This window comes from Paenibacillus sp. A3 (assembly GCF_001399685.1).
GTDB lineage: Bacteria > Bacillota > Bacilli > Paenibacillales > NBRC-103111 > Paenibacillus_G.
The window spans coordinates 1-12,151 of sequence record NZ_JTHN01000294.1 but is presented as its reverse complement, the minus strand read 5'-3'; the positions used below and the strand labels follow the sequence as shown (position 1 = coordinate 12,151).

The 12,151-nt window shown below is 52.6% G+C and carries 12 protein-coding genes; 9 read left to right on the top strand and 3 right to left on the bottom strand.

All coding sequences use genetic code 11. The features are described from left to right. Window positions 1-57: 57 nt before the first annotated feature. Window positions 58-972 carry a class I SAM-dependent methyltransferase gene (locus QJ48_RS33340; protein WP_054977601.1) on the bottom strand — a complete coding sequence of 305 codons (915 nt, stop codon included), beginning with the start codon at window positions 970-972 and terminating at the stop codon, window positions 58-60. Between the two features lie 314 nt (window positions 973-1,286). Between QJ48_RS33340 and QJ48_RS33335 the strand changes: the two genes are divergently transcribed. Next, window positions 1,287-2,096, top strand: coding sequence for a DUF817 domain-containing protein (locus QJ48_RS33335; protein ID WP_054977600.1), 810 nt, complete (start codon window positions 1,287-1,289; stop codon window positions 2,094-2,096). A gap of 7 nt (window positions 2,097-2,103) precedes the next feature. On the opposite strand, the gene QJ48_RS33330 is transcribed toward QJ48_RS33335, so the two are convergent. Then, entirely contained in the window at window positions 2,104-3,819 is a 1,716-nt protein-coding gene (locus QJ48_RS33330) for an alkaline phosphatase (RefSeq protein ID WP_054977599.1), read from the bottom strand. Window positions 3,820-4,001: 182 nt separating this feature from the next. Here QJ48_RS33330 and QJ48_RS33325 point away from each other — a divergent pair, with 182 nt between their 5' ends. Genes QJ48_RS33325 through QJ48_RS33310 form a run of 4 tightly spaced genes read left to right on the top strand, consistent with a single transcriptional unit; the run spans window position 4,002 to window position 7,988 of the window. Continuing rightward, the gene (locus tag QJ48_RS33325) at window positions 4,002-5,492 is read left to right on the top strand and encodes a spore germination protein (RefSeq protein ID WP_082420782.1); all 1,491 of its coding nucleotides are present in this window, start codon (window positions 4,002-4,004) and stop codon (window positions 5,490-5,492) included. A gap of 5 nt (window positions 5,493-5,497) precedes the next feature. Beyond that, window positions 5,498-6,697 carry a Ger(x)C family spore germination protein gene (locus tag QJ48_RS33320; protein ID WP_054977598.1) on the top strand — a complete coding sequence of 400 codons (1,200 nt, stop codon included), beginning with the start codon at window positions 5,498-5,500 and terminating at the stop codon, window positions 6,695-6,697. Window positions 6,698-6,699: 2 nt separating this feature from the next. Further along, window positions 6,700-7,788: an endospore germination permease gene (locus QJ48_RS33315; RefSeq protein WP_082420780.1), complete on the top strand. Its 1,089-nt coding sequence runs from the start codon at window positions 6,700-6,702 to the stop codon at window positions 7,786-7,788. Further along, complete coding sequence (locus tag QJ48_RS33310; protein WP_054977597.1) at window positions 7,785-7,988, top strand: hypothetical protein; 204 nt, start codon at window positions 7,785-7,787, stop codon at window positions 7,986-7,988. The genes QJ48_RS33315 and QJ48_RS33310 overlap by 4 nt, the downstream gene beginning before the upstream one ends. Before the next feature lie 30 nt (window positions 7,989-8,018). On the opposite strand, the gene QJ48_RS33305 is transcribed toward QJ48_RS33310, so the two are convergent. After that, window positions 8,019-8,474: an Lrp/AsnC family transcriptional regulator gene (locus QJ48_RS33305; protein WP_054977596.1), complete on the bottom strand. Its 456-nt coding sequence runs from the start codon at window positions 8,472-8,474 to the stop codon at window positions 8,019-8,021. A 143-nt stretch (window positions 8,475-8,617) separates the two neighbouring features. On the opposite strand from QJ48_RS33305, the gene QJ48_RS33300 reads away from it, so the two are divergent. From QJ48_RS33300 to QJ48_RS33285, 4 genes are read left to right on the top strand one after another with little or no spacing between them, the layout of a single operon-like run. Further along, a complete protein-coding gene (locus QJ48_RS33300) occupies window positions 8,618-9,448 on the top strand; it encodes a sulfite exporter TauE/SafE family protein (protein WP_237763141.1) in 831 nt (276 codons plus the stop codon). Further along, window positions 9,445-9,825 (top strand): DUF1634 domain-containing protein, encoded by a 381-nt coding sequence (locus QJ48_RS33295; protein ID WP_054977594.1) that lies wholly within the window; start codon window positions 9,445-9,447, stop codon window positions 9,823-9,825. Before QJ48_RS33300 ends, QJ48_RS33295 begins: the two co-directional genes overlap by 4 nt. 36 nt (window positions 9,826-9,861) lie before the next feature. Continuing rightward, on the top strand, window positions 9,862-11,013 hold the full coding sequence (gene ftsW, locus QJ48_RS33290; protein WP_054977593.1) for a putative lipid II flippase FtsW: 1,152 nt from the start codon (window positions 9,862-9,864) through the stop codon (window positions 11,011-11,013). Then, window positions 11,010-12,128: an FtsW/RodA/SpoVE family cell cycle protein gene (locus QJ48_RS33285; protein ID WP_054977592.1), complete on the top strand. Its 1,119-nt coding sequence runs from the start codon at window positions 11,010-11,012 to the stop codon at window positions 12,126-12,128. Before ftsW ends, QJ48_RS33285 begins: the two co-directional genes overlap by 4 nt. Window positions 12,129-12,151: the final 23 nt, after the last annotated feature.

Here is a 12,151-nt window from a genome sequence, read left to right as displayed (position 1 = left end):
TACTCTGATTAAAACACAATTACGAGGATTGGGAGGCTGTTTTGTTTAACCGAAATATTATTTTTTTATAGCGTGAATATAATGAATCGTTTCGAACACAGACAAATAATCCGTCCGATGACGAAAGAAAAGGTCGTGGATCGCAGTCGGCGTTAAATGTTCATAAATGAGCAAGCCCGATTGTTCCAACAGTTTCTCGATTTCGTCATAAGTGAAGCACGATTTCATGGGTTCTCCGCCTACGGAGGCCATTTTCACCATATTTTCAACTCGATTCGACATCCCCTTTTCTTCAAACAGGTTTTCGTCAGCGTAATCCAAAACGATAGAACTTCCTGCCGGGACTTTGGCAAATAAATGATGGATCAAGCTTGAGATTTCTTCCTTCGTTAAATAATATGAAACCCCCAACAGGCTAAAAAACGTTTTGCAGTTTTCAAACCCTTCATCGATCAGATGCTGATACGAAAACTGACGGGTGAAGTCCATAGGAACAAAATGAAGATGACTCGGAATTTCGAATTTGGCATGCTCCAGCCTTTGCTTTTTCAATTCCTGGGTCGCCGGATGATCAACCTCAAATATTTCCAAGCTATTTTTCAATTCCGGATGGCGGAAACCAAAAGTATCTAACCCGGCTCCGAGGATGACATACTGCTTTAATCCTAACCTAACTTCGTTGAGCAATACTTTTTCGCAATACGCAGCACGTGCCAACGGTGTTGGGGAAAGCTGGACTTGTACAATCCATTTTAATATTTCATCCGGATCATCCTGAAACCTTCGAGCAATATCTTGATTGAAAAACGGAATGCCTTGAATCATATTTTCTCTGATGTCCGAAAACTCTTGTGGGGAAATAAGATCGATGGCAAGAAAATCATCGAAAATTTTGGGTGTGTCATATTGGCTGTGATAGGCTCGACCAAAAGCGGATACCAACGAAGTTAAACTGGACTCATTTGGCTTCATACAATTATCCTCCAGCATAAACAAAAATAAGATTCCCCTGGCCAGGAGAATCTTATTATACACGCGATTTATTTGAATGTAAATTATAGCATAAATTAATAATTTTGTCAATAGGCAATTGATCTTAATTGCAATTTGCGAAATGGGGAAACCCTTGTAGGCAAATAGATCGGTCAGCTTCGACATGTTATTTGGAAAATATGAAATTTTAGAATTGCACATTTCACTTTTTGTTCTTGTTTTTCAAATTACAATAAATGCAGAGGCAGCAATCTAGGCAACGCTGCCAATCGATACAAACGGAGGGGAATGGCATGAGTTGGAGATGGGGCAAACAACTGCTGCTTTTTGGCTACGAGGAAGCGATGTCCTGTGTATTTCCCGCTTGCATTTTTCTTTCGTTGGCCTTGTTGAAAATCGTACCGCTTCCCGGAATGCCGGCTTACGACTGGATGCTCGTCATCTGTATCGCCGTGCAAATCATCATGGTGCGGGCAGGGCTGGAAACGATCGACGAGCTGAAGGTGATCTGCGTATTTCATCTCATCGGTCTGGCGCTTGAATTGTATAAAGTACATATGGGCTCTTGGGATTACCCGCAGCCGGGCTGGACCAAAATCGGCGGCGTTCCGCTTTATAGCGGCTTCATGTACGCGAGTGTGGCCAGCTATCTATGCCAAGCCTGGCGCAGGCTTCATATCCGGTTGGAGCGGTGGCCGTCTTCCGTCTGGACGGTTTCGCTCGGGGCGGCGATCTACTTGAATTTTATGACCCACCACTTCATCCCCGATCTGCGCTGGCTGCTTGCGGCTTTGCTGTTTGTGCTGTTTTTCCGCACGACGCTGTATTTCAAGGTGGGAGATAGCGTGTACCGGATGCCGCTCACGCTTGGTTTTGCGCTGGTCGGCTTCTTCATCTGGATCGCCGAAAATATCGGAACTTGGCTGGGGGCATGGCGTTACCCCCATCAACAAGCCGGCTGGAGCATGGTGTCGTGGAGCAAATTCAGCTCCTGGTTTCTGCTGGTGATCGTCAGCTTTATTATTGTCGCCCAGTTAAAGCATGTAAAGGAGCTTCGCCCCAAAAAGAATGCTGCTGATACGAGCATGAAGCGCAAAGGGTAGAGGAGGGTCAGCCTGCTTTCAGCACCAGTCGCTCGGAAAGCGGGTCCCAAGTCATGTTCAGCCCGCTGAGCTCATTAAATGCGTCCAGGGACAAATACAGTGTGCCCTTCTCGACATGGACGGCATAGGCTGCCGCTTGACCGTTCAGCGTCGCGCTGCCGTCTTTCAGGTTCACGAGAATGGTTGTGCCGCCTTTGGCAATCCGCACGGTGCCGGAAGTCGCGTCCCAGTCCACCGATGCGCCCAGCTTCGCGGCGAGCGCCTTGGCCGGATAGACGACCGATCGATCGGGCGTTATCTTGAACTTGGGATACCAGTACTTGGCCTGCAGCCCGGCGGTTACGGCATCGAGATCGGCGCCGATCGTTTTGGCGCCCGCCTTGGCAATGTCCGTGTTATCGATTTTTCCCTTGACCAGCTCGGCTATCGGTCCGTAGGCCCAGACGCCCACGTCGACCCCGGAATGCCCGTGGCCGGCCCATCCGACCAGCAGCCGCTTGGAGATGACGGCGTTATACGCGCCTTCCCGCTCGTAGTCCGTACCGTCGCCTTTCAGAATAAAATGGGCCTCCTCGTCACTCAGATCCGCAATCGATGTGTTCGTTTGAACAAATTTCCGGATTTCCTCCGGCGTGCGGGCTTGCTCAAGCGCTGCATTCAGCACCTGGGAAGATTGCTTTTGCCGGTTCCAGAGGTCGATATTTAACTCGTACCTATTATCGCGGCCCAGAGACAGACCGCCCGTCTCATGGTCTGCGGTTACGACAACGGAGGTGCTGCCGTCTTTCTTGGCGAAATCCATCGCCGTCTTCACGGCCGCGTCGAAGTCCAGCACTTCCTTGACCATGGTCGGCAAATCGTTGGCATGCGCGGCGTGGTCGATCCGTCCGCCTTCGATCATGAGCACGAAGCCTTCTGGCTTGGCTGAAAGCAGCTCGATGGCTTTCCCCGTCAGAGCGGCCAGACTCGGGGAAGAGCTATCGCGGTCGATGGCGTAATCGAGGTGTGACCGGCTGAACAGACCGAGCACTTTATCGTGCTTCGCGGTCAGCGCCTGAAGGCCGGCCAAGTCTTTGACGACGGAGTAGCCTTTAGCCTCGAAATTGGGAACAATCGTTTTGTCCGGACGTTTTCCGCCGGCATCCTTCGCGGTGAAATAATCCGCGCCTCCGCCGAGCAAAACATCGACGCCGCTTTCCAGCATTTGTGAAGCGATGGCCGCTTCGTTTTTGCGGCTGCGTACGTGGGAAGCGAACACGGCCGGCGTCGCGTGCGTGATTCTTACCGTGGAGACGAGTCCTGTCGCTTTTCCTTTCGCTTCCGCGGCTTCAATCACGGAGGCGTAGGGCATGGCCACCTCTTCGTTGGAGAGACTGACCGCGGAATTGTACGTTTTGCGGCCGGTAGCCAAAGCGGTTCCTGCTGCCGAGGAGTCGGTGATCACGCCGGATTCGACGCTGCCATCCGCTTCCCCGCGTTCCGAAAACGTACTGGCTTGGCCGACGTAGTAACCGTCCAGATGCAAGCTCTCCGCTCCCAGAATGGTTTTGGAGTAAAGCCGCGTAGCCGTGACCTGGGCGGGACCCATCCCGTCCCCGATCAGTACGATCAGGTTTTTGGACTGCGGCTTCGCTGCCTCATTCCCGGCGTGTAGTGAAGCCGGGATCGGGCTGCATAATAAGAAGGATGCCATAAAAAGACCTGCGGCTTTCTTTTTCATCATCGATTCCTCCCATCGGCATATGGAATATCCCAACTTATTATATTATAAGGAAATATATGTTATTAATAAAATGATTTAGAATCCAACACTGCCTTTCGGCGGTGTTTTTTCTTTTAGGCTCTGGTATTACTCCTCCATCGAATGGAAATAAATGAAGCATAACGAAAAGCTGGAGGTTTCGTATGATCGAAGGGACCAAACCGCCAATCGATAACCCTCAATTTGACAAAAGCGACGCCCGATCTTTCGTCGATCTGCTGATTTATGCGATTGGAAATCCGCCGGACCTCATCCATCAATCGTTTACCTTCGGCCCCAACCTGGAAGGCACCTACTTATTTATTGAGACCTTGGCAGATAAGAGAAAAATCGAAGATAACGTTCTTCGCACGTTTGCCGGGGAAACGTTGTCTGCCGCTTGGGACGGCGAGTCGGAGCTTGGAGACCTGCTCCAGCGCCGGATCCCGGTCGCCGCGATATCGGCCTCGTCCGAGTTGAAGTCATGCGCGCAAAGTCTTCTGGATGGAAAGTGCCTGCTCGTCATCCCGGAGTCGGAGCACGTGCTTGTGCTCGATACGGCGAAATTTTACCAGCGTGCGGTGACGGAGCCCAAAACGGAAAACACCGTGCACGGACCGCACGAAGCGTTTATCGAGGACATTGCGACGAATGTCGGCTTGATCCGCAAAAGAATCCGTACGGCCGCCCTGCGTTTCGAGCCATTGCAGATCGGTACGGCAACCGAAACCAAGGTGCTTATCGTCTATATGAAGGATCTCGCGCCGGAGGAAGTGGTTAGCGAGTTCCAGCGAAGAATCAAATCGATGCATGCGGATAGTATTCTGGACAGCACGTACGTGGAGGAATGGATTCAGGATAAAACGTTGACCATCTTTCCGACCTTAATGAGAACGGAACGGCCCGACGTCGCGGCATCTCATCTGCTGGAAGGCAGGGTCGCGGTCATGGTGGACGGCAGCCCGCTGACGCTGATCGGCCCTTTTACGTTTATGCAATATTTTACGTCTCCCGAAGATTATTACCAGAGGGCGGATATCGCGACCTTTTTGTTATGGATCCGGTTTCTGGCGTTTCTGCTCTCGGTATTCGTTCCCGCCCTTTATATTGCGGTGACTTCCTACCATCAAGGATTGCTTCCGCCTGCGCTGCTGATCAATATTTCCGCGCAGCGGGAAGGGGTGCCGTTCCCCTCCTACATGGAGGCGTTTCTGATGATGGTCAGCTTTGAAGTGCTGCGCGAGGCCGGCCTGCGCATGCCGCGGATTGCCGGTCAAGCCATATCGATCGTCGGAGCGCTCGTCTTGGGCGAAGCGGCGGTCAATGCCGGCCTCGTATCGGCAGCGATGGTCATTGTGGTAGCCGTTACCGCGATCGCCAATTTTGTCGCCCCTTTCTACAACTTCGGGATTGCGCAGCGGTTTATGCAATACGGTTATATGATTTTGGCCGGGTTTATGGGCGGCTTCGGCATCTTATGCGGCGTGCTGTTCACGCTCGTTCATCTGGCTTCGCTACGGTCGTTCGGCGTTCCTTACTTGGCTCCGATTGCGCCAACGTTCTTCTCGGACTGGAAGGACATCTTGGTTCGGGTGCCGCGGTCGTGGATGACGACCTTCCCCCGCATGAACGACGCCAAACGGAAAAAAAGGTGAGCCGCATGATTCTTCAAGCGATCGTCCGCACAGGGAAGCTGCTGGCGCTGGGGGCAGCCTGCTGCAGTCTTGTGGGCTGCTGGGATATGGTGGAGGTCAACCAGCTTGCCATCGTCAATTTGGTCGGAATGGACAGGGAGCCCGGTAACGGGAAATACACGACGTACTATCAAGTGATCAACCCTCCGGGAGTCGCCGTGCAAAAGGGAGCGGGCATCAAGGCTCCGGTCTATACGTACCAGGTTGACGGGTTTTCCGCCGTGGACTTGGCCGAAAAAACGTTCGATATTGTTCCGAGACGGCCCTTCTATGATCATTACCAAGCCTTGATTGTGTCCGAACGGTTTGCGAAAGAAGGATTAAGGGAAGTGATTAATTTTCTTGAGAAACAGCCGGACCGAAGGGCTACGATTCATGTGCTCGTCACGGATTCGCCGCTCCCGGATATGATGAAGACGTATATTCCGTTTGAACGATTGCCGGGCAGGGCCCAACGTTCCATGATTGAGTTCCAGTCCAAATATTCCGGCAGGGAAAGCAGGCGCTCCCGTGTAAAAGATTTGGTCGAGAACATGGAAAGCTCCATGCTAACCGTCCTGCCGATCGTCAGCTTATCCGGCGCCAAGCCGATGCCGACCACCGAACGGTACGAACAAATCGACGCCAATCAAGGGAACTACATCATGAAGGGGGCAGCCGTATTCAAGCACGACCGGATGATCGGCCGGCTGGAATCGTCCGATCTATCTTGGTTTTATTTATTGGACGGGGGAATCGGCGTATTTAGCGAGTCGTTGATCGTCAATGGAGAACGCGTCGACCTTCAAGCGCCGAAGCCTGAAGTTCGCAGGCAGCTGGTAATGGTGTCCGGCAAGCCGGTATTAAAAGTGGACATCTATGCGGAGGCCCAGCTTGTCGAGAACGATCAGAATGTAAAATTAACCGAGCGGAATCTGGATGAAATCAAAGCACAGTTTAACGCGCAGACGAAGAAAAAGGCTTCCGAGTTTTACGAGAAAACAAAACGGCTCGGGTGGGATCTGCTCGGGATCGAAGCGCAAATCAAGCGTAAATCGGGAAAAGAATGGGCGGACGCCAAGAAGGAAGAAGAAGCCTGGAAAAAAACGGAGCTTCAGCTTGCCGTTCATTGCAGCATCCGAAACATCGGCACGACCATCGATCCGTATAAAGAGAAGAGGGGATAGCGTTGGAGAACGCTCGTATCGGCGGTTGGCAGTTTTTTTTGCTGGTATTTAACTTTACGATCGGCACCGCTTTTTTTCTTCGGCCGGGCGGGATGATTGCCGCGGCCAAGCAGGATGCTTGGCTTGTTCCGCTGTGGGCGGGGGGTGCCGTCATCCTGATCGCTTGCCTGTGGCTCATTCTGGCGGAAAGAAATCCCGGGCTGAGCATCGTCCAGATTTGCATCAAGGCGGCGGGAAATAAAATCGGCGGGCTGATCGCGCTTTTGTATATCTCGTTTTTCATTCAAACCGCAAGCTGGGTTACCCGCAATTTGGGGGATTTTATGAAATCGACCTTGATGCCGAATACGCCGATTTCCGTGTTTCACTTTATGTTTTTGATCGTGGTGTGCTACGCGTCCGTCAAAGGGGTAGAGAGCATCGCACGGGTCAACGAGTTTCTAAGCCCTGTGGTCGTGCTCATCCTGGTCACCATTTGCTTATTTGCCGTATCCGAATGGAGGTGGGAACGCTTCGAGCCGATGTTTCGGTTAAACGTGTGGGAGACGGTGAAGGAGACAAAGGCCATTATCGGGTTCCCTTTTCTCGAAGTCATCACCTTGATGATGCTGGTTCCTTATGTGAAGAGCAGAGTCAAGACCGCTTTGCTGCTTGGCATCGGGCTGGCGACCCTGCTCTTAAGCGGAATCATTTTTGTGACGATCGGCGTGCTTGGCGTGACGCGGGCCTCCCATTTTACGTATCCGCTGTTTATTATCGCGCAAGAGCTGCGGATTACGGAATTTATCGAGCGTGTGGAAACGACGATCGTCATCGTATGGCTCGTATGGATTTTCGTCAAGCTGTGCATCACGTATCATTGCGCGGTGACCGGCATCTGCCAATTGTTTCGGCTGAGCGATCGAACATGGATCGCGATTCCGCTCATGCTGCTGGTTTCCGGCCTTGCGATTACGTTCAGTGACAACGTCGTAGAAAATATCGAGTGGGACAAACGGTATATTTTTCAATATGCCAGTATTTACGGAGTCGTGCTCCCCGTCCTGCTTCTTATCCTGACTTGGATTCGCAGAGGGAGGGAGGCCGCGTGACCGGGTTCATCCTAGGTTTCCTTGCAGCGCTCGGCGGCGGCCTTGCCATGATGCTGCGCAGCCATAAATCCATGAAGGAAATCGGACTGTTCGTCACCTTGTCCTGTCTTGGCTGCACCGTCTGGATAAGCATCTTTGTCCATCGCGAGATCAATCCGGTCCGGTGGCTTGGCTGGCTATTCGAGCGGGCAGGCTTATAAGCGTCCCGAGCGGCCAAGCCGCCGTCCCCCTTAAATTAATAATCCGCCCCGCTCCTTATGGCGAGCGATGACAACCTCGCTGTGAACCGAAGTGATCCCCCGAATCGACTGAAGCTTCTTCATATACCGCTCGGCATGATCCGGATCGTCCAGCAGAGCGTGGACGTGCAAATGCGGCTTGCCGCTCATCTGGTACACGTTCGTGATTTCCTCGTCCGCCTTCAACTCGTCAATCACTTGCTGCATACTTTCCCACGTGACTTCGATGTCAAAATACATCGACAGCATTTTGCCCGCTTTGAGCGGATTCACGGTAATCGTGAACCGGTCGATAATGCCGTTGCTGACCAATTGGTTGATCCGGTCGCGGACAGCCGCGCGGGTCAGGTTGACAAGACGGCCCAATTCCGCGTTGCTCAGCCGCCCGTTCTCGGATAGATGCTTCAGAATCTGGGCGTCGATCTCGTCCAAATGTTTAAATTGCATTCGCTTCAACCTTTCGCGGAAACTTTACGCTCATTATATCATATACAATGTAAAGTGAACATGTACATATATTGATCGAAAGTAAATTATGTAGTATACATATGTATGTGGGTAGACGAAAGGAGTGAGAGATTTTGACGATCATGGCAGCGGAAATTTTATTGATTTCCATCTTGGCGGGCATTGTCGGTTCCGTCCTCGGGCTCGGCGGAGGCATCGTCGTGACGCCGGCGCTGACGCTTTTGTTCGGCGTAGACATCAGACTTGCGATCGGCGCAAGCATCATCTCCGTGATCGCGACTTCGAGCGGAGCGGCGATTGCTTACATCAAAGACCGGATCACCAATGTCAGAGTCGGCATGTTTTTGGAGATCGCAACGACGATTGGGGCGATTACGGGAGCTTTCCTGGGCGGCCTGATGTCCCCTGCGATCCTGTATATCATTTTCGGGCTGCTGCTGCTGTATTCCGCATTGGCGATGCTGAAGAAAGGGAAGAGCGAGCTGCCCCAAGACGTTCCGCTCCATCCGTTAGCCCGGAAGCTCAAATTGCAAGGCGCGTACTATGACAAGGCGCTGAACGAAAACGTCTCTTATCACGTGGACAATGTGTACGGCGGCTTCGGAGTCATGTACGGCGCCGGCGTCGTATCCGGCTTGCTCGGGATCGGCAGCGGCAGCTTTAAGGTGATGGCAATGGACGTGTTCATGAAGCTTCCGCTCAAGGTGTCCAGCGCGACGAGCAATTTTATGATGGGCGTGACCGGGGCGGCAAGCGCGGGCGTGTATTTGTTCAGAGGGGACATCGATCCGGGGATAGCCGCTCCCGTCGCCCTCGGCGTATTGATCGGAGCGACGGCCGGAGCCAGAATCATGCAGCGGATGAAAAGCACGACGATTCGCAAATGGTTTATTCCCGTTCTGACGTACGTTGCCGTACAAATGATCCTGCAAGGAACGGGGGTTATCGTATGAGCCAAGGGGATGGGCGTAAAGCGGGAGGCCCTTCGATCACCGCTGTGGAGCTTAGGATCAGTCAATATTTGCGGGCGGGAGTGCTTCTCAGCGCAGCCGTCATTTTATTCGGGCTGGCGCTTTTCCTGATTCTGGGGGACAGCGGGTATCCGGGGCGGACTTTTCCGGCCCGTTTGCCGGACATCGGGCAAGGCCTGCTGCAGCTTAAACCGTACGCCGTGATTTTGACGGGGCTGCTAATGCTAATCCTGACGCCGGTATTTCGGGTAGGGATTTCGATCCTCGTCTTCCTGAAGGAAAAAGATTATTTATATGCGGGCATCAGCCTGTTTGTTTTTCTCATTCTGATCGTCAGTTTTTTACTCGGCAAGGCTTAAGCGTGCGTTGACGTTTTTTCCAGGAGGTGCTTCCGATTGAAACCTGCTGTAAGAGGCCGCCCGGATTTCCTGCTCTTCTTTATCACCATCGTGCTTGTCTGCTTCGGTCTCGTCATGATTTTTAGCGCCAGCTCGCCTCAGGCTGTCCTAAAGCATGGGAATGCCTCGTACTACTTGTTCAAACAAGGAATGTTTGCTTTGGTCGGAGTCTTTTTCCTGCTGTTGTTTATGCGTCTTCCTTTTCAAATCTGGAAGAAGGCGGCGCCGTTTCTTCTGCTGACCACGCTGCTCCTGCTGCTCCTGGTGCTTCTTTGCGGCACGAACATCAATGGCGCAAAACGCTGGTTTGCCGTCGGCGGGTTAAATTTTCAGCCTGCCGAATATGCCAAGCTGGCGATCATCGTTTATTTATCGGCCTTGATCAGCAGAAAAGGGGAGGCCGTCCGCGAGTTTAAAACAGGACTTCTTCCTTTATTGATAGCGGTGGGACTCGTCCTCCTGCTTGTCATGCTGCAGCCGGATTTCGGCACCGTGATGATCCTCGGCTCGATTTCCGGCGCGGTCATTGTGACCGGAGGCGCAGACCTGCGCCATCTTCTTGTTCTGGCACTCGGACTTCTGCCGGTGCTTGTTCTTCTTGTGGTCGGCAAAAGCTACCGGGTGGAGCGTCTCGTTTCGTTCGCCGATCCGTTCGATCACCGGACAGACTCCGGCTATCAGCTCGTTCAGTCGCTTTATGCTTTGGGGCATGGCGGGGTCACGGGGAGCGGCTTGGGACAAAGCGTCCAGAAGCTTTTTTATTTGCCGGAAGCGCACACGGATTTTATCGCTGCGGTGATCGGCGAGGAATTGGGTTTTATCGGAACCTTGCTACTTTTTGCCATGTTTTTCGTCTTTATAATGCAGGGCTTTCTGGCGTCGTTCAAGAGCGAAGATCCGTTCGGCTTCCTGCTGGGCATGGGAATCGTAACGATGATCGGCATTCAATTCGTGCTGAACATCGGGGCCGTCACCGGCAGTCTGCCGATTACCGGCGTTCCTCTGCCCTTTATCAGCTACGGAGGCTCCTCCTTAGTACTGTGCATGGCAAGCACCGGCATTTTATTAAGCATCTCGCGCGACAACAACCGCAGGCGGCAGGAGCGTTTGCGCCAATCCCAAGGATCGAAGGTCGAGGTACCCGTATGATATTTTTGGATAAGCTGAAAAAAATAGACCGCGGCATCGTTGTGCTTATGTTGTGCTTGATGGCCGCCGGCACAGTAGCGGTTTACCGGGCCACCGCGGGGACTAAACTGGATGGACTGCATATCAGCAGCATGATGTATTTCGGCGTCTTTTGCATTCCGATGCTGCTGGTCACGGTGCTCAACTACCGATTGCTCACAGGCAGGCTGGCGTATTATTTGTACGCCTTCGGCATCGGAATGCTGGCCTACGTCCATTGGAAGGGGCAGGTCGTGAACGGAGCGGCCCGGTGGCTAAGCATCGGCTCCGTGGAAATTCAACCCTCCGAACCGGTGAAACTGTTCACGATTTTGCTTGCTGCGCATCTGTTGCAGAAGCGGCAGGGGGAGAAGCTGCGCTTCGCTCAAGATCTTCTTCCCGTCTGCGTCGTTTTTGCGATTCCCATTCTTTTTATTTTGAAGCAGCCCGATTTGGGGACGGCTCTCGTATTTGTGGGCATATTTTTCGGCATGATCTGGACGGGAAACATCCGGTTGTCGTATATGCTGACCGCCATTGGCGCTGCCGGGATCGCGGTAGGGTCGGTGTTGTGGCTGTATTATGCCGACCGTGAACTGCTGTCGAAGATCGTCAAGCCGCATCAGATGGCGAGAATCCAGACGTTCCTGGACCCGGCAAGCGATCCCCAGAAGTCGTGGCATTATGAACAAGCGCGGATCGCCATCGGTTCGGGCCAATTGCATGGAAATAACGGTCTGTACCAGCAGCAGGGATTTGTCCCTTATGCCTACTCCGATTCGATCTTTGCGGTTGTCGGCGAAAAGTACGGATTTTTGGGCGCGACGATTCTGCTCATGCTGTATTTTTTGCTGGTATACCGGATGGTCGGCATTATTGTGGAGACGAAGGAACTAGCGGGCTCCTACCTCGTTGCGGGAATGGCGGCCATGCTCGTCTTTCAGATTTACGTGAATATCGGAATGCATATCGGATTGGTTCCTTTGACCGGCATTTCTCTGCCTTTTATCAGCTACGGAGGGAGCTCGCTGCTCACCAATATGGTTGCGCTCGGTCTTGTTTTACGCGTTAAAATTCATCAGGGTCAGTTCGAATGAGGCGCTTATTCACCTGATTTTCC